Origin of the sequence: Bacillus sp. FSL L8-0199, from assembly GCF_038005705.1 — a bacterium.
Lineage (GTDB): Bacteria > Bacillota > Bacilli > Bacillales > Bacillaceae_G > Bacillus_A > Bacillus_A cereus.
This window is the reverse complement of record NZ_JBBOTS010000001.1, coordinates 2,151,763-2,170,378: the sequence shown is the minus strand read 5'-3', so window position 1 is coordinate 2,170,378 and position 18,616 is coordinate 2,151,763. Positions and strand designations below refer to the sequence as shown.

Here is an 18,616-nt window from a genome sequence, read left to right as displayed (position 1 = left end):
ATTATTCTCTTTATTATACATATTCACTTCGCTTTATTTCGTTAACATAATATTTTTACTGTATTCTGCAATTAATGCCTGTGCATGAGCATTCCCTTGAATCACATCACGAAATTCTTTTAAAGAATACAAATGCGTAACCCCTTTTCGAGCATGAATTCTTACTGGTACACCTTGTAAAGTATCATGAAACTGAAATGGATTATCTATTGGCTCAATTGGAAAACCAAGTGTAAGTAAATACATATACATTCTTTTTGTTACTGCTGCAATGTACCATTCAGCTTTTGTTTCTAACGCATGTATAAATAAAATAGCTGTTAGCCTTTTGAAATGTCCTCTCCCACGAGACGTTTTCGAAATACTTAACTTACCTATTTCATACACATTCTTCAAATCTTTTACTAAATCATTTTTAGAAAACGGATAGAAAAACTCAGAATTTGATTGTTCAGGTATCGTATACTTAATACATTCTACTGTACCAATAGGATGTTCATCTTCTATTAATAAAAATCGTGATGGATTTAAATTACGTTCTACGAACATTAAGTTTCTTTCTTCACAAAAATCTCCCCATAGTTGCTCGAACCCAAAATGTTCTTCCTTTGTTTGAACACGCTGGAACATATTTAACCGCCTTTCCCATCGCCGCTCTGTTTTTGATAACGCTTTCACTATCTATCATATAAGAACAAATCTTCGTATGCAACTAAAAATATTTATGACTTATTATATTCTGCAAAATGAATTAGATTCCAATTTAATCGACTTTTATCCCGCGCTCACATTCCTTTTAATAACACATTTGTAGCACTTTTCAAATCTAAATTACATTATGTTTCTTTCCATACAGCATATAATTCTTCTTAATCTAAAGAAATCCTTTATGAAAAAGGATTTCTTTTACTTCTTAATGCTTTTTAACCATTTTTCAAAAATTTGTATCATCCCATGTTTTCCAGCTAATTTCTCTTCCCCTTGTTTCGTCTTATATGGATATAACTGCAAGAAAACGCCGCATCCAGACTCAATTTTTTTACTATGCATATGGCTTCCTGGATATACACAAATGACTTCATAAATTGACCTTCGATAATAGACTCGCTTTCCATCCTGTTCTTCTACATACTTTATAGACCAGTACTTATACATTTGCTCAGTTGCTTTCGTATTTCCGACGTGCTGAAAAATATTGTACATTGGACTATACTTCACTTCAATAATAATAGAAGATTTATATACGTATTTCCCATCTTCTTTTACATAACAGTCTAAGCGAATATCTGGCTTCTTCGTATCCTCACCATTGTAAAAATTACTACCTTTACTTAATGCAATAAGAGGATGTGTTTCAATTAAGTCATTAAATGCAACATGCACCTTTATATCATCTCGTTCTAAAACTACTGTCGTTCCATCTTGTAATCCATCTACATAAAAATGTTCTTGTATTTGTTCACGGATAGAGTTTCTAGCTTCAAAACCAATTTGCTCTAAAATTGAAATAACGATAAAAAAAGCGTAATATTCATACACTAAAAACGTTGGCTTATAAACAAATAATAACGATGGAGATTGATCCGTATATTGCGGGAGTACTTCTAAATGATGTAGTAATTGTTGATGTGGTATCGGTAAATCATGTAAGTTCATGTTACTTGTTTCAGTAACTTCCCTCCAAAACGAAGAATGCATTAACATTTGAAAGTATTGTACATTTTCATGCACAATATGCGCCAATATTTTATATTCTTGTATTTTCATTGAGCTCTTTCGTAAATCGGCTTCTTTTAGTAAATGTATATTTTTATATTTTTGCTTCTCTCTATCAGTTACCGATCCATTACGCTCAATTGTTTGTATAATCGTTTTTACGGCTTGAAACTCTTCTGATTTTTTCTTTTTTTCTCTTTCTAAGATTTCAATTGTTTGACGTAAAAAACTTTTTGCTTCAATTAAATAATGATAAAATTGCATCGCTTTATATTTAAGAAATGCATTTTCCTTACTATTTTTTTGTTCCATAAACTTACGATTATAATGTTTGGCATAAGGTTTTCGTTCTGCCACTATAGTTCCTTTTCTTGTTGGCCTTCGCTCTTTTCCTTCCCATTTATATTCATTTATAAATTTTGAGCTTGATTCTATTTTCTTAAAGATTTGCTTTATCATTTTCATTTTTTGGGGTAACTTTCTAAGTAACACTAAATAAGAAGAATCCTCAATATCGCTAAGTGCAGAGAAGGTCTTTTTATAGTAACCTCTATCCAAAATCAACTCATTTAAAATTGACTTCACATAGTCTTGAATCATTTCAAATTGATCATCAAAAAAGTTTTTCGGTACGATTTGAAATGCGCCATAATACGTTGTATCTTCTATACGCACTTCAAAATGGTATAAACCACAGCGCCATGGATAAAAGAATTCTGTTTTCCCATGTTCATATATTAATACTCTTTGTTTTTTTTCATTTATTTCATATTGAGCCTCTTTTATATTTTTCTGTCCCTCATATACTTTATTCCATATAAAAGTAATATTCATTGGAATTTCATAATTGTACTGCAATCTTATTGGTTTTAATTCTTGTACTTTATAAATACATTGAACTAATGCTGTAGTAGATGTACAAAGACGATTTAATAAAATATAATCTCCTTTCCCCTCATTTCCAATGATTAACTTTAATACAAAAGGGAGCGTTTCATTCGTATCAACGATTTTTGTTTCGTAACGCCCTTCATTTTGCATATCCATACAGCTCCAGTTCTCTACGTTTTTCTCGTATATATGCTAAAGAGTGTTCAAATGTAGATACTCTGTTTGCAAGTGCAGATTGCAAAAGAGGTACTAAGGTCGCCCCCCTTTTTGCTTCTTCAGAAAGTAAAGGCCCAACCATCATTTCGGTCCCTCTGATTTTCGTCAATACACGCTGCTTTATTTGTAAATCAAACCCCTCTTCTCTACTGATCATATAGGTATGATTATTTTGGAACGGTATGTTTTGCAAATAAGTCGCAATTGCATTTGCACATCGGAAAGAAATTCCCTTAGACGCGTCATGTGATGACAATACGACATGCAACTTATCTAATAGCTCTAATTCTTCTTCAGAAAACACTTCAATCATCGCTTTATTTCTCATCCAATTTATCCGAAATTCTCCCGCTGTTACTTTCAAAGGTGGATGTAATACGACTTTCCCCTGTTCCATGTCCATCTCACAAAACGGAATTTTCTGTAACGTTATTAGGTTCGTTCGATCTAATAATCGATCAGAGAGCTCTTTTGTTGTTTCATCAAAATTCACAGTACCTACAAATATAATATTTTCTCCAATTTCAATTGTTGATGGAATTGAATTCTCTATGTCCTGTACACCCTCATACAAGTTTAAAATACGATTTTTTGTTTCAAGTTCAAGAACAGATAGAAACGGAGTAAACCAATGCTCAATATAAGACATGTTCATTTCATCAAAAACGATTATATACAATTGATTGGGATTTTCTTTCGCCTTCATTAACGTTCTAACTAACTTCGTTTCACTTTCAATAAAAGTACCATTTGGATGAAGGTAACCAAGTAAATCATGTGGTTCTTGATACGATGGCGAAATCGGAATCCAAACCAACTCTTCCCCATACTGTAACCCTAATGCTTCTGCATAAGTTTGCACAAACCGTGATTTCCCAACGCCCGGTATACCACCAAGAATCGTTAACATATTTGTTTTTACACTTATATGGAAATTATAAATATCCGTTTCATCCAAATATAACCCTTTATTATGCACCATACTTTGTACATACTGTAAAAAAGACGATTCACGCTCATCCCATTCCCATTCATCTTTTTGTACTTTTATATCCTCTACTTCAACTAGCTTACCTTCTTCATGCATTCGTTTTTTTAATTGCTCATACACATAATCACTTACAAAATATAATTGATCTTCTACCGCTATTTCTACATACTTCGTCCAGTCACTGCAGTTTATATATTTACATTCACGTTTCTGTTCAAAATAGGCGATTGAGCTAATTGATGACTTTAGGGATATGTTTCCGTAAAGTCTTCCATCGTGCCACAATAATTCGGGAGGCTCAAAGTCTTTCGGAAATTTTGGCATAAGAAATGATAAATAACCGTTGCTAAGTTTTCGTTCTAAAGATTCTCTTTTTTTATTATTTGTAACTTTAGGTGCCGGAATCATTTTATAGCTGCTTGCTATTTCTTTCGGTTCTTCTGTACATATTAACTCCACGTATACATTTCCTCTTTCATAATAAAGACGAAACATTACTAGTTGCTTTTCTAATTTCCTCTTCTTTAATTCCGAAAAGATTTTTTCATTCTTTTTATTGCTACATAACCCTTCAAATACATATGGTTCATTTGTAAATTGTTCCTGTAAAGTGAATGGTATTGGCGATAAGCATTGTACAAAGAAATTCTCTCCACTCTTCTCTTTCTCAGCTTTTGTAAATTTCCCTAAAAATCTCATATAGTACATTCGTTTTATAAAACTTGGCTGAAGAGCTTTATGTAATTTCACCTTAGTCACCTTCTTTTTTCATACTATTCTTAGTGTATGAAAGAAACGAAAAACTAGAAATAAAAAACCTGACGTTATCCGCCAGGTTCAAAATAAAAACTTATATTAATGAGAAGGAAATGCTTTTTTCTCTTGTAAAATTGCATTATGAGCAATTTTCATTTTCGCAAGTACGTAACGTAATCGATCTTCAGCGTTTTCATCTTTACTTATTTGTAATTCCGCCAAATTTTCAACAGAACTTGCTAAATTTTCAATGACTCCTCTCAGTTCAGGATGATGATTAAAAAAAGATTCTTGCACTAATACTTTCCTTAACTCACTAGCTAAATCAATTATTCTAGACAACTGTTCTTTTTTTTCCATTCTCATCCCTCCTGAATATCTTATGTAGTAAATATTCTCTAAACAAAGAAAAAAGCCCTTTAAATGAAAAGGACTTTTTACATTTTTATATTTCCAGTTAATAACATATATATGGATGTGATAGCCGCAACAATAATTGCCCACATCACATATTTCTCTGCACCTACAAAGCAACGGTTCCCTTGTTCTTTTCTTGCAAACGTATAAACAATAATTCCAATTCCATACACAATTGAAACGAGTAGTAAATTCTTTAAACCAGCTGCATAAAGAAGCCATACAGAGTAAATAGAAGCAATTAAAGCCAACGCTCCGTTTTTTAATTTTGCGTCTTTTAGCTCGTTTGTAATGACTAATTTAAATTGGAATAACGCTGATAATAAATATGGTAATAAAATTGATGTTGATGCAATGAAATACATAATTTGATATGTCGATTCCGAAAACAAAACGATGATAAATATAATTTGGGCAACACCATTTGAAATCCATAATGCCATGTGCGGTGTTTGCTTTTTATTTGTTTTCGTAAAGACTTTCGGAAATACGCCATCTTTTCCTGCTACATGAGAAATTTCAGAAACAAGTAAAAACCAGCCAATTAATGTACCGACAAGTGAAGCAACTAATCCGATGTTAATCGCAACTGCACCCCATGGGCCAACAACGTGCTCTAATACATGTCCCATTGACGGAGTTTCTAACACAGAAAGTTCGCCTCTTGTCATAGCTCCCATTGACAGGACAGAAATTAAAATATAAATGGACATTACTAAAATAAGTCCCAATACTGTTGCCTTACCAACATCTCGACTATTCTTCGCTCTTCCAGATAATACAACCGCTCCTTCAACTCCAATGAAAACCCAAAGTGTTACAAGCATTGTATTTTTCACTTGACCAAGTATAGCGGAAAGTGAGATCGTTCCTTCTCCCCAAAAATCATGTGTAAATGTGTCCCAGCGAAAGGCTGTTACCATTACAACAATAAATAAAACGATTGGAACTAACTTCCCTATTGTTGCGATAACATTCATAATAGAAGCTTCACGGATCCCAAATAAAATTAGAAAATGAAGTGTCCATAATAAAAGTGATGCCCCAACGATAGACGCAACATTATTTCCTCCTTTGAAAATTGGAAAGAAATAACCTAATGTACTAAACAGTAACATAATTGTTGCGACATTACCTAAGATTCCTGCTAGCCAATATCCCCAAGCACTATTAAATCCAATATATTCACCAAAACCAGCACGTGCATAACTATAAATTCCACCTTCAAGTTCCGGTTTTTGTCTTGCTAACGTTTGATATACGAGCGCAAGGGGAATCATTCCCATCGCTGTAATACACCAGCCAATTATTATTGCACCACTGTTTGCTCCTACTGCTAAATCATGCGGTAAACTAAAAACACCGCCACCAACCATTGTTCCAACTACTAATGCGATTAATGGAAAAAATCCTAACTTCTTTTCTATTTGTACCACCCCATCTGTCATTCTAGGTGTTATGTTCGTTCAACTATTAAAGTCACCTTTTTCTCTAATAGACGTTTCTCTTATATTTTTTCAGGAAAACATTACTTATTCTAAAAGAAAATGAGCAAAAATGGAATACTTTTTTGAAAAAATGTATAAGTATGCACAAAAAAACCGCTCATTTTGTAATGAACGGTCATTTCAAACATATAAATTTGTATATTTCTTGTAAATTTAACGAAGTAAATTCTCTTTTTGTAAAAATTGTTTTGCGACTTCTTCACTACTTTTACCATTTACGTTAACTTCATAATTCATTTTTCGCATTTCTTCATCTGTAATCTTTCCAGATAATTTATTTAATACCTTTTCAAGTTCAGGATATTTCTGTAACGTTTCTTTTCTTAATAATGGTGCTCCTTGATAAGGTGGGAATAACCCTTTATCATCTTTTAGCACTTTCAGTCCGTATTGCTCCAATTCACTATCTGTTGAATATGCATCAATTACGTTAACATCTCCAGATTCAATTGCGCTATAACGCAGCTTCGGCTCCATCGTTTTAACATTTGAGAACTTATAGTTATATAATTTTTGCATTCCTTTATAACCATCTTCACGATCAGCAAATTCCAATGTAAATCCTACTTTGGCTTCCTGCGCAACATTCCCTAAATCAGAAATTGTATTTATATTCTTTTGATCTGCTATTTTTTTCGGCATGGCTAGTGCATATGTATTGTTATACTCCATTGGCTTCAACATAATCATATTATATTTCTTTTCCATTCCAACGCGAGCCTGCTCATATACTTCATCACGATTTGTACTCTTTGGTTCTTCTTTCACGAAAGTAGATAAAGCTGTTCCTGAAAATTCTGGGTATATATCTACTTCCCCTGATTTCAACGCTTCAAATACAAATGCTGTTTTCCCAAGACCTGGTTTTAATTGTACGTGTAAATCTGTATCTTGTTCAATAAGCTGCTTATACATTTGAATTAAAATTTCAGGTTCTGATCCAAGTTTGCCCGCAATAACAATATCTTTCTTTTCTGTACTCCAAAGAAATGGAGAAGCAATCATTATACAAACAATACATATCGTCAATATAACACGCTTAGAAGAGCGTTTCGGTCGTTCAAGTATGCGAAGTACTATATCAAAGAATAAAGCGAGTAACGCGGCTGGTACGGCCCCTAAAATGATAAGTGCATGATCATTTCGATCTATACCTAATAATATAAGCTTACCGAGCCCACCAGCACCAATGAGAGCTGCTAATGTAGCCGTTCCAACAATTAATACCATCGCTGTACGAATACCGGCCATAATAATAGGCAATGCAAGAGGAAGTTCTACCTTCCACAACCTTCTCCAACTATTCATCCCCATAGCTTTCGCGGCTTCTATTAGAGATTCATCTAATTCCCTTATTCCTGTATATGTATTTCGTAAAATAGGTAATAGTGCATACACAACTAATGCGATAATCGCTGGAAGTTTTCCGATTCCTACTAACGGAATTAAGAGTCCAAGCAATGCAAGTGATGGCACTGTCTGCATTACTGCAGAAGTTCCTATTATAAATTCAGCCATTCGTTCTTTTCTTGTTAATAAGATGCCAAGTGGCACTGCTATAATTACTGCAAAAAATAATGAAATAAGCGATATTTGTAAATGCTCACTTAATGCAGTTAGTAATTCTATTTTTCGTTCTTGGAACGTTTGTATAAAATTAGTCACTGTTTAGCCTCTTTCCTTCATTTGTTCAACAATGTAATTGACAATATGACGACTTGTTAACGCTCCAATATATTGACCGTTTTCTTCAACTGGAACGACCTCTTCATCACGCACACGAACTAGTGCTTCTTGTAAGGAAGAATGTAATGATAGCGCCTGCCCTTCTAATTGCACACTTTGATCAAGTGGCAATACATCTGCTACACTTTTCCCCTCATACCAAGTTCGCCCATGATTTCCAATGAACTCCTCTACAAATTCATTTTTCGGATTATGTATAATTCCTTCTGGTGTATCTAGTTGAACAACTTTTCCTTCTTTCATAATACAAATGCGATCTCCAAGTGATAATGCTTCTTGCATATCATGTGTTACGAACACGATTGTTTTTTGAATCTTTTTTTGCAACTGTACAATATCCTTCTGAAGCTGTTCCCTACTTAATGGATCTAACGCACTAAATGGTTCATCCATAAGAACGATTTTCGGGTTTGCGGCTAATGCTCGCACGACACCGACACGTTGTTTTTGTCCTCCTGACAATTCATCAGGCATACGATCTCGATATATATCCGGCTCTAATCCAACCATATGTAACAAGTCATCGACGCGTGCTTTAATTTCTTTTTTGCTCCATTGCCTCATTTCAGGAACAACTGCAATATTTTCAGCGATTGTCATATGAGGAAACAAAGCAATCTGTTGCAACACGTATCCTATATCCCAACGTAATTCGTTTATATTATATTGTTGAATATCTTTTCCATCGATTAAAATCGATCCTTCAGTCGTTTCGATTAAACGATTAATCATCTTCATTGTCGTGGTTTTCCCGCAACCACTCGGACCGATAAGAACAAAAAATTCTCCCTTTTTAATTTCTAAATGCAATGAATCCACTGCTTTCGTGCCATCTTCATACGATTTTGACACATGATTAAATTGAATCACAAATACAACTCCTTTACTGTTGTTTCCTTTATTTTGATGGAATATGGCATTCATTTCAAATGATACGCTTTTAAATAAAAAAAGAGCTCACATTTGAGCTCTAACGGTCGAACAATATTGTTTTCATAATAGCAGCATATTCGCGAACATACATTTTTCTCTTAGAACGAATTGGTGTTTCAGCAGCTAGTGCCTCCATCTTCATGCCTAAACGCTTTGCAATTATTTTCGTTCGATATAAATGATACGTATTACTTACAACTACCGCATGTTTCACATTATATAAATCCATACTAAACTTTAAGTTTTCATACGTATTTGTAGATTGATCTTCTATTAAAATACGACTCTCATCTATACCGTGTACCATTAAATAGTTTCTCATGCTGTGAGCTTCCGGTATATCTTCATCTTCTCCTTGACCACCTGAAACAATTATTTTCGCTTCAGGATGGGAAAATAAATACTCCAACGCTACATCCAAACGATTTTGAAGAGATAAAGACGGTCTATCTCCAAATAACTTTGCACCCAGTATAAGAACGTACGGAGAGTGATAGCTCAACTTTTCACGAGCAACTTTGTTCATTCTAAACGTCATATAAATGATATATAGTGGCGGTAATAATAAAATGATAAGAAAGATCCATTTGTTCATAAATAAGTTTGCACTCCCTTTCTTTTTATTATACAGAAAAAGAAAGGGCGGCAGAAGTGTTTTTTAAACGATTGATTTATTAGAAACATTCGCCGCTACTTTACGTTGTGATAGTACATAATAAATAGCGATTCCTAATGAGAAGATCAATATGCAGCTTAATACGTAAAATGGAAGCATTACTCCGGCTTTAGATACACCCGCTGTAAACAGCATTAATAATACAATTCGTATTCCAGTACCAATTAGGCGAAATAAGCTGTCTACACGTCCCATTACTTCGTTTGGAATTTCCTCCATCATCAATACATTTCTCGCCACTCTTGTACCCGCATTTCCAACTGCTTGAAAAATTGCAAGTCAATATAAGAAAATTACGGAAGGTTCAATAATCATTGCGGTAATTGAAATTACATAAATGAACATCGTCATAACGATTGAAACTTCTGTTTTTACATATTTCATTATGAGTGGAATACAGATTCCTGCAACAACCGCTCCGACACCGTACATCATTCCCTCTATTGCGTATACAGAGGCATTGGCTTTAAGTATATCCGAAATATAAACTGGTATTAAATAATTTGCCATCATAACACCTATAAACGGCATATAAGTGGCCAGTAAGAACCAAAAGAGCTTAGGACGTTTTTTCATAAAGTGAATTCCTTCAAACAATTGCTTCTTAAATGTTATTTTTCTTTTCACTTCTTTTTTCTTTACGTACGGTATACATAAGAAAAGAAAAAATGCTCCAGCAAAAGTTAACATGTCTACTAACAAAATCCACTTCAAAGATACAATTTCAATTAAGAAGCTCGCGGCCGCTCCAGAAATAACTTGTGTTAACTGTCCTTGTATTTCCATCGTTCCACTTAAACTTTTATAATGTTCTGCTTGAAATATCTCTTGGTTGAACGCAAATATTGTAGGATAAAATAATAAATAGTAGAATGATCCGGCTATATAAATAAGAATATAGTGAATAGAATGATAAGGTTGCCCAGCAAATCCCCATATAACCATTATTCCGATTACGGCTATTCCGATTCCTTCGTTACATAGCAATAAAGATTTTCTTGAAAAACGATCAATACTTTGCCCAATGAATGGTGTTAATAAAAACATAATGAGGGTTGCAATGATAGAAACATAACCAAATGTTGTCTCTCCTCCACTCTCTTTAATTAACAGCCAAGGAATCGTTATCATAACAATTCCGGAACCAATAGCAGATAGACTATTGGCTCCTAGAATGTAATACAAGCGAGAATCATGATAAAGTGAGGACATATCATTCCACTCCTAGTTGTTTTTTCACCTCTTTATATACGCTCATATATGCTTTCAATTCTTTAACTACATCATGAATTAATGGTTTTGCATCTTCCCCAAGTTCACCATCTTGCACATGTAATCCATCAAGCACAACTTGTTTTGGAATTGCATTTGCATAAACACCTCTAGCGACCGTTCGCATGCTGTTTAATGCATTTATTCCACCTTTACCGCCACCAGCAACCGCTAACAACGCAACTGGTTTATGAATAAATTCACTACTACTTAAGTAATCTAAAGAGTTTTTCAGCGCACCGCTCATCGCATTATGATATTCTGGTGTACATAATACAACCCCATCCGCAGCTTTCACTAACGTTTTTAATTTTTTTACTGCCTCTAAATCACGTTGCGACTCTTCTCCATTGTATAAAGGTAACTCCTCAATTGCTAAATCATATAATTCTCCTTCAAATTGATCCGCAATATATTTTGCCACCACGCGAGTTCTACCAAATTTTCTTGGTGTACCGTTAATAACGACTAGTTTCATGATTATTTCTCCCCTTTGTTTTCAAGTTCAACTTATATATTATCAGAAATTTCTATACAAAACACAATATAAAGAGTTAACTTGTTTCATAAAATAGTATGATAAACAAAAAAGAACTCATACTTTCGTATGAGTTTCGTACAATTACTTTGATTCATCTCTCATGCTCAATGTACCTAAACTTTCATTTGCTTCAAAATGATTATATGCTTTTTCCGCTAATCTTTTCCGTTCTTCTGGTAATTCTATATATTTCATTACGTTTTCAATTATTTTTTCGTACGGAGTAAATACAATTCCTGGCCACTCTACCTCATCTTCTGGATTACTATTTTCGGAAATAATAAATTTCTTATTCGCGACTGCATAAGACACGCGAGGTGTTTCAAGAATTCCTGATAAGTAAAAATGAATATTTAATATAATTTTAGCTCTAGCAATCAATTCATTTCTAACAATTCCCCACGCATTATTTTTAAAAACTATATTTAAATTCGGGGCAATCGCTTTTAGATGATCAAAAATAGCTTGTCGCCTCGGATTAAGAGCACCTATAAACAGAATATCAATATCTTCAATAATCTCATCTTCAAACGCATCTTTTTTTATTTCCAAAGTTGGAGCATAGTTCATTTCTACATGTTTTATTTCTTTTCCTACCCCTTTTTGTTGAAGCCATTCTATATTTTGTTTACTATAATCCCAAATCACTCTATCTTTTAATAATATTAAATAAAGGGGATGCGCATATGGACTTCCTTCGTATAGCTGTTCTAAATTATAAATAATTGCATCTTTCGGAAGAAGATTCGGGTTATATGCGTATGTATGTGCTCCAAAAACAACTGTATTCTTTACATTTCCCAGTATTGTTTCTGATATAATTACTGTATTTCCCTCCTGCTCCAACCGCCACTTTAAAGCTCGCGCAACATCTATGAAACTACCGTATGTCTTTGGGCATATAAAAAGACAATAATCATATTCTTTATTCAAATAAACTTCCATTAATCTTAAATTATTTTTATATAAATCTACATCTGGATGTTTAAGTACCAACTCATTTGCATGTTTTCTTGCTACTTTATATAATCCAGCATAATAAGCAGCGATGCATCTTCTTAATTCGATTCTTTCCCGGTCCTCATCTAATACATCCATGTTTAAAAGAAGATTTGCGATACAATACGCTTTTAAATGATCACGATCATAATAATAGTCTAGTAGTGGCATCAATTCTTCATACGTATTTCCATGCACCGATTCTCCTAGTTCAATCGCCCATCGCATTAATTCCATGATTACTCCACTACTCCTTTAATCGAAAATGTATTTAATAAAATTTCGCATTATTCTCTACTATATTTGCTATATGAAATGGAATCTTTTCCTTTATCGATTCCAAATACTTTTGCGATACCGCCCCTAAATGTTTTTTATGAGGTATATAGAAAGCACTAATAGAAATTTCATAGTCAAATAAGTAATCATACACATGATAATCTACAAATAGTAGATCATCCTTTGGAAAAGGAATTTCCTTCCCTTGCAGAGCATACATCAAAGCAATATTGTTTTGAGATCGTAATCGATACAACCTTGCAAGTTGGTATAATGGTTCAGCCCGGGTTGGTCTATATTCCCACGCTTTTTGAAAATAAAAAACAGCTAATGCTAAATATTGCTCTTCTTGCCCTTTAACAGTTTCTTTTTCATCAGCATCTGTCACTTCATTTTGTTTATTTGCTGAACGATTTGCTAACTGCTCATAACAAAATCCTATTCGCAATAACGAATAGAATACCTCTTCAACCCATCCTCCTGCTTCCACTCGTTTTTTATACCATTTAATTGAATTCTCAAATTGACTTAAATGAAAATAAGTCTGAGCTAAATAAAATAAATATCTTATATGCAAATCTGGCGTTGTTTCTGGGTCGTTTATTCCTTGTAACAACAACCTCTCATCTCTTTCAAATTTATCAGCTTTGCTCCCGCCATCTCCGGGATCATTCACGACAAGAGTCTCTAACCGAGCTACCCTCGTATTGTAATTCGCTCCAACTTTTGAACGATCTATATCCCAATACTCATGAGTAACACCGACAGATTTCCATGGTAAAGAAGCTTTTAAAAGACGGGTAAGCCAATATTTAATATGAACATCATATTGTAATGTAAGATAATGATCTTCCGTTAAGCTCGTTTTATCGAAATTCGGACCAACCTCTAAAATCATATCTGCATCTAATATTAATAAATAATCTGCTTCTGGGTATGTTTTTTGCGCTAACGAAACAGCTAAGCTTCTGTTATAACCAAAGTTTTTAAACGGCTCATGATGAACCGTCCCAGGTATCTCATTTTCCTTACACCAATTTTCAATAATTTCAGGCGTATTATCCGTCGATCCAGTATCACAAATAGAAACAAAGTCTACAATTGATTTTGTTGCATTTAAACATCTTTCCATAATTCTAGACTCATTTTTGACGATCATACAAAGACATAACTTTTTTTCTTCCTTTACAGACTTCACTTGCTCATTTCCCATTTAACCACCTCATATTTTATTAACACGCTCTTCTCATATGTAACAACATTTCTTAGCTATACTGATGACATAAGCACCCTTTTACTATTTATGAAAACTTCATTTTATTTATTCTTACTTTTATGTTGGGACATATTTCATGTAGCGCTTTATATTTGATACAATCAATACAAAAAAACATAATGCGGGAATCCGTACATTTCAAAGTCTAAGAGGAGGTTAGTGTCATTTGTGACAAAAAAACGATGATTGATTGGTATTTTTAAATTAGTAATTTCTTAAACTATAAAAAAGAAACTTGCGCTTATGCACAAGTTTCTTTTCAAAAACATCCTTATTTTTTCACAACTTCATGTCCACCGAACTGATTACGTAGTGCTGAAACTACTTTTCCATGGAATGTATCATCTTCCTGAGAACGATAGCGCATAAATAATGACATAGCGATTACTGGTGCTGCAGCTTGAAGTTCAAGTGCAGTTTCAACAGTCCATTTTCCTTCTCCTGAAGAGTTCATTACACCTTTAATGCCATCTAGTTTGGGATCTTCTGCAAATGCTTTTTCAGTTAAGTCCATTAACCAACCACGGATAACTGATCCATTCGCCCATACTTTTGCAACATCTTCATAATTGAAATCAAAGTCACTCTTATCTAGTACTTCAAATCCTTCAGCGATTGCTTGCATCATGCCGTACTCAATACCGTTATGAACCATTTTTAAGAAATGACCACTACCAACACGGCCAGCATAAGAATAGCCATTTTCTACTGCTAAATCTTTAAATAAAGGTTCTAATTGGTCGTAAATTTCTTTTTCTCCACCAACCATTAAGCAAGCACCGTATCTAGCTCCTTCTACACCGCCTGATGTACCGATATCTACATAATGTAATCCGAAGCTTTTTGCTTCTTCAGCACGGCGTAACGTATCTTTATAGAATGAATTTCCGCCTTCAATAACGATATCACCTTCATCTAATAACGGATATACATCTTTTAGTACTGACTCTACAACTTCTCCTGCAGGCACCATTACCCAAATTGTACGAGGAGCTTCTAGTTCAGCAATCATTTCTTTTAATGTATGACGTGCAGTAATTCCTAGTTTTCCTGCCTTTTCAACAAGCTCTTTATTTACATCGTATACTACTACTTCATGCTTGTCTTCATGTAAGTGTTCAGCTAATGGGAATCCCATTTTTCCTAATCCAATTAAACCTAGTTTCATATTAATCAATCTCCTATTCTATACAAATATATTTAATATCGAAATTAGCCCAAGTGCTACTACAGATAATATAGTCTCCATTGCAGTCCATGTTAATAACGTTTCTTTCACAGTCATTCCGAAATACTCTTTAATCATCCAAAATCCTGAATCATTTACATGTGATAAAATTAATGACCCTGCACCAGTTGCAAGTGCTAGTAGTTCAACATTTACACCTGGTGTACTTGCTGCAATCGGTGCAACAATTCCAGCCGCTGTCATCATAGAAACAGTAGCTGATCCAGTTGCAATTCGAATAAGTGCCGCAATTCCCCACCCTAATAATATCGGTGAAATATGTGATTCTTTCGCCATATCTGCAATTGTCGTTCCAATTCCAGAATCTAATAATACTTTATTAAATGCGCCGCCTGCACCAATCACTAACAATATGTTTGCAATAGGTCCAAGGCAATCATTTGTAAATTCTAACACTTTATCTTTTGAGAAACCTTTTGCATATCCAAGACTAAAGAAAGAGTAAATGGTTGCAATTAATAAAGCCACAATCGGATCTCCAATAAAGTGTAATACTTGTGCTAGTTGACTTGTTTTATTTAATGCAACTTCTGCTATTGATGCACCAAGCATAAGAAATACTGGAAGTAAAATTGTAAACAATGTATTCCAAAAGCTAGGAAGCTCTTTTTTATTATCTTTTTCAACAAATTGCTCCGCTATATCTAATGGTACTTCCTTATGTATACGAGCACCAATCCATTTCCCGTAAAGTGGACCTGAAATAATTGCAGTTGGAAGTCCGACAATTAACGCATATAAAATTGTCTTCCCTACATCTGCTTTAAAAATACCAACTGCCGCCATTGCCGCTGGATGCGGTGGAACAAGTCCGTGTACGACTGACAGTCCTGCTACTAGCGGAATACCAATTGTAATAAGTGATACCCCAGTTTCTAACGCAATTGTAAATACTAACGGAATTAATAGTACAAATCCAACTTGGAAAAATACCGGAATCCCGACTAAAAATGCAACGAACATCATCGCCCAGTGAACTCGTTTCTTCCCAAAACGATTAATTAATGTGTTAGCGATACGTTCAGCACCACCAGATTCGGCCATCATTTTTCCAAGCATCGTTCCTAGTGCTAAAACTATCGCTAAAAACCCTAACGTATTACCAAGCCCTAGTTTAATAGAATCAATAATCCCTGGATCTTTTGGTGAAGTTCCAATTAAAGGCATTCCCATTGCTAATCCTACACCAATTGCTGTTAAAATTAATGCGACAAATGGATGCCATTTTACTACCGTAATAAGTAAAAGTAGTATGACAACTGCCGCTAGTACGATCCCAACTACCATTTCTCCCAATCCCCCTATTGTTTACGTTGGAAAGCAGCTATACAATCAAATTCTTCTTTCAAGCGATTGTAAAGTCGTTCATACATATAAAACATTTCTAAATATATAGCCGTATTTTCTTTATTTGGTACATGGTGATGGACAATATCAATCCAATCCTTTACCTCTTCAAGAGAATCGATTTTTCCTACAGCATATAAAGCAACTGCCGCTGCCCCAAGCGCAGATGCTTCATGGCTTTCCGGAACAAGCAATTCTTTTCCCATCATATCGGACAACATTTGTCTCCAAAATGCAGATTTTGCAAACCCTCCTGAAACTCGTATTTCAGTAAGTGGCCCTGTACAATCCCTGATTGCTAGTGCTACTGAATATACACTCATACAAACACCTTCCATCACTGCACGTATAAAATGTTCTCGCTTATGTTGAAGATTGATTCCAAAGAATGTACCACGAGCATTTGCATTCCAGTAAGGTGCGCGTTCTCCAGATAAGAAAGGTAAGAACAATAGTCCATCCGCTCCAGCTGGTACGCTTTCTGCATATTTAATTAATAAATCATAAGGATCAATGCCGAGCTTTCTTGCTACTTCTTGCTCTGGACTACCAAATTCATCACGTAACCATCTCAGTAATATTCCGCCGTTATTCGTTGGACCACCGATTACCCAGTGCTCATCTGTTAATGCGTAACAAAACGTTCTCCCTTTCTCATCTGTATTTATATTTGATGAGATTGTTCGAACCGCACCACTCGTTCCAATCGTAATTGCAGCCGCACCCGGTGATATCGCACCAACTCCTACATTTGCAAGAACCCCATCACTTGCTCCGATGACAATTGGTGTTTCTGCACTTATCCCCATCTTCTGTGCTAATTCTGGCTTCATACCTGATAAAATATATGTAGTTGGTACAGGGGTTGATAATTGTTCTGGTGACATATGTAACATAGTTAAAACATCTTCATCCCAGTTTAATGTTTCTAAATTAAATAACCCCGTAGCAGAAGCAATCGAATAATCAACTACGTAGCGTGAAAATAATTGGTAAATCACATACTCTTTAATGGAAATGAATTTATAGGCACTTGTATATAACTCTGGTTCCTCTTCTTTCATCCATAACAATTTAGAAAGTGGTGACATCGGATGAATCGGTGTACCTGTACGTCTATAAATTTCATGCCCATTCATTTGTTGTAATAATTTTTCTGATTGCTTCGTACTTCGATTATCTGCCCAAATGATAGAACGCGTTAATGGCGCACCATTTTCATCTACTGCAATTAATGCGTGCATAGCTGTACTAATACCGATTGAAGAAATATCTTCTGGTAATACATTACCTTTTCCAATGGCAACGCTTACACTTTTGTATACAGCGGCACATATTACATCAGGATCTTGCTCAGCCCATCCTACATTCGGTTGAATAATTGGGTAATCGATTGCATGTGATGCAATGACTTTTCCTTTTTCTGTGAACACAACCGTTTTTGTACTTGTGGTACCGATATCAATCCCGATTACTCTCCCCCTTGTTTCCATGCGAATCTTCCCTTCATTTCTAGAAAAATACGATTTAGTAAACCGTTTACATGAATTAGTATATAAAATATTTTTTCATTTATCAAGTTATAAAAAGAAAATTTTTTTCATACCAAAAAATAAATCCCCTCATTCCATTTCACTTATATACTACATTTAGCTTTTCCATGCGGTAAAATTACGTTATATTCGTTACGCAATACACTCTTTCCTCTCATTAACAACACATACATAGTCCTCCACACGTTCTACTTATTTGCTTGAAGAAAGAGTTGAAAAGCAATATTCATTTTTAGCGGTCACGTAACAT

The 18,616-nt window shown here is 34.5% G+C and carries 14 protein-coding genes and 2 pseudogenes; 1 reads left to right on the top strand and 15 read right to left on the bottom strand.

Going from position 1 to position 18,616, the window contains the following annotated elements; translation table 11 throughout:
* Window positions 1-33: 33 nt before the first annotated feature.
* The 12 genes and pseudogenes from NST86_RS11315 to NST86_RS11260 form a co-directional block, all read right to left on the bottom strand.
* The gene (locus NST86_RS11315; protein WP_000487794.1) at window positions 34-630 is read right to left on the bottom strand and encodes a hypothetical protein; all 597 of its coding nucleotides are present in this window, start codon (window positions 628-630) and stop codon (window positions 34-36) included.
* A gap of 276 nt (window positions 631-906) precedes the next feature.
* Entirely contained in the window at window positions 907-2,757 is a 1,851-nt protein-coding gene (locus NST86_RS11310; RefSeq protein WP_016117746.1) for a hypothetical protein, read from the bottom strand.
* Complete coding sequence (locus NST86_RS11305) at window positions 2,747-4,564, bottom strand: AAA family ATPase (protein WP_000766199.1); 1,818 nt, start codon at window positions 4,562-4,564, stop codon at window positions 2,747-2,749. The genes NST86_RS11310 and NST86_RS11305 overlap by 11 nt, the downstream gene beginning before the upstream one ends.
* A gap of 105 nt (window positions 4,565-4,669) precedes the next feature.
* On the bottom strand, window positions 4,670-4,930 hold the full coding sequence (locus tag NST86_RS11300; protein WP_000412089.1) for a hypothetical protein: 261 nt from the start codon (window positions 4,928-4,930) through the stop codon (window positions 4,670-4,672).
* A 77-nt stretch (window positions 4,931-5,007) separates the two neighbouring features.
* Window positions 5,008-6,435: a basic amino acid/polyamine antiporter gene (locus NST86_RS11295; RefSeq protein ID WP_000129444.1), complete on the bottom strand. Its 1,428-nt coding sequence runs from the start codon at window positions 6,433-6,435 to the stop codon at window positions 5,008-5,010.
* Between the two features lie 213 nt (window positions 6,436-6,648).
* Window positions 6,649-8,160, bottom strand: a complete 1,512-nt coding sequence (locus NST86_RS11290; RefSeq protein WP_000181015.1) for an ABC transporter permease/substrate-binding protein — start codon at window positions 8,158-8,160, stop codon at window positions 6,649-6,651.
* A gap of 3 nt (window positions 8,161-8,163) precedes the next feature.
* A complete protein-coding gene (locus NST86_RS11285; protein ID WP_000614082.1) occupies window positions 8,164-9,111 on the bottom strand; it encodes an ABC transporter ATP-binding protein in 948 nt (315 codons plus the stop codon).
* Window positions 9,112-9,211: 100 nt separating this feature from the next.
* Complete coding sequence (locus NST86_RS11280) at window positions 9,212-9,769, bottom strand: YdcF family protein (RefSeq protein ID WP_001045711.1); 558 nt, start codon at window positions 9,767-9,769, stop codon at window positions 9,212-9,214.
* 63 nt (window positions 9,770-9,832) lie between these two features.
* Window positions 9,833-11,062, bottom strand: a pseudogene (locus NST86_RS11275) (MFS transporter).
* A gap of 1 nt (window position 11,063) precedes the next feature.
* Window positions 11,064-11,600 carry an NADPH-dependent FMN reductase gene (locus NST86_RS11270; RefSeq protein WP_000780355.1) on the bottom strand — a complete coding sequence of 179 codons (537 nt, stop codon included), beginning with the start codon at window positions 11,598-11,600 and terminating at the stop codon, window positions 11,064-11,066.
* Window positions 11,601-11,744: 144 nt separating this feature from the next.
* Window positions 11,745-12,899, bottom strand: coding sequence for a hypothetical protein (locus NST86_RS11265; RefSeq protein ID WP_016117744.1), 1,155 nt, complete (start codon window positions 12,897-12,899; stop codon window positions 11,745-11,747).
* Window positions 12,900-12,933: 34 nt separating this feature from the next.
* Window positions 12,934-14,154, bottom strand: coding sequence for a glycosyltransferase family 2 protein (locus NST86_RS11260; RefSeq protein ID WP_000526227.1), 1,221 nt, complete (start codon window positions 14,152-14,154; stop codon window positions 12,934-12,936).
* 151 nt (window positions 14,155-14,305) lie between these two features.
* On the opposite strand from NST86_RS11260, the pseudogene NST86_RS11255 reads away from it, so the two are divergent.
* Window positions 14,306-14,374: pseudogene (locus tag NST86_RS11255) on the top strand (DUF2711 family protein); the annotation flags it as partial.
* Between the two features lie 114 nt (window positions 14,375-14,488).
* Here the strand turns inward: NST86_RS11255 and gnd are convergent.
* From gnd to gntK, 3 genes are read right to left on the bottom strand one after another with little or no spacing between them, the layout of a single operon-like run.
* Window positions 14,489-15,385, bottom strand: coding sequence for a phosphogluconate dehydrogenase (NAD(+)-dependent, decarboxylating) (gene gnd, locus NST86_RS11250; protein ID WP_000765982.1), 897 nt, complete (start codon window positions 15,383-15,385; stop codon window positions 14,489-14,491).
* Window positions 15,386-15,403: 18 nt separating this feature from the next.
* Window positions 15,404-16,753, bottom strand: a complete 1,350-nt coding sequence (locus NST86_RS11245; RefSeq protein ID WP_016117743.1) for a GntP family permease — start codon at window positions 16,751-16,753, stop codon at window positions 15,404-15,406.
* 14 nt (window positions 16,754-16,767) lie between these two features.
* Window positions 16,768-18,306 (bottom strand): gluconokinase, encoded by a 1,539-nt coding sequence (gntK, locus tag NST86_RS11240; RefSeq protein WP_016117742.1) that lies wholly within the window; start codon window positions 18,304-18,306, stop codon window positions 16,768-16,770.
* Window positions 18,307-18,616 lie beyond the last annotated feature (310 nt).

Coding starts and splice junctions, on each gene's coding strand:
- NST86_RS11315 (WP_000487794.1), bottom strand. CDS start 630: ATGTTCCAGCGTGTTCAAACAAAGGAAGAACATTTTGGGTTCGAGCAA.
- NST86_RS11310 (WP_016117746.1), bottom strand. CDS start 2,757: ATGCAAAATGAAGGGCGTTACGAAACAAAAATCGTTGATACGAATGAA.
- NST86_RS11300 (WP_000412089.1), bottom strand. CDS start 4,930: ATGGAAAAAAAAGAACAGTTGTCTAGAATAATTGATTTAGCTAGTGAG.
- NST86_RS11295 (WP_000129444.1), bottom strand. CDS start 6,435: ATGACAGATGGGGTGGTACAAATAGAAAAGAAGTTAGGATTTTTTCCA.
- NST86_RS11280 (WP_001045711.1), bottom strand. CDS start 9,769: ATGAACAAATGGATCTTTCTTATCATTTTATTATTACCGCCACTATAT.
- NST86_RS11270 (WP_000780355.1), bottom strand. CDS start 11,600: ATGAAACTAGTCGTTATTAACGGTACACCAAGAAAATTTGGTAGAACT.
- NST86_RS11265 (WP_016117744.1), bottom strand. CDS start 12,899: ATGGAATTAATGCGATGGGCGATTGAACTAGGAGAATCGGTGCATGGA.
- NST86_RS11260 (WP_000526227.1), bottom strand. CDS start 14,154: ATGGGAAATGAGCAAGTGAAGTCTGTAAAGGAAGAAAAAAAGTTATGT.
- gnd (WP_000765982.1), bottom strand. CDS start 15,385: ATGAAACTAGGTTTAATTGGATTAGGAAAAATGGGATTCCCATTAGCT.
- NST86_RS11245 (WP_016117743.1), bottom strand. CDS start 16,753: ATGGTAGTTGGGATCGTACTAGCGGCAGTTGTCATACTACTTTTACTT.
- gntK (WP_016117742.1), bottom strand. CDS start 18,306: ATGGAAACAAGGGGGAGAGTAATCGGGATTGATATCGGTACCACAAGT.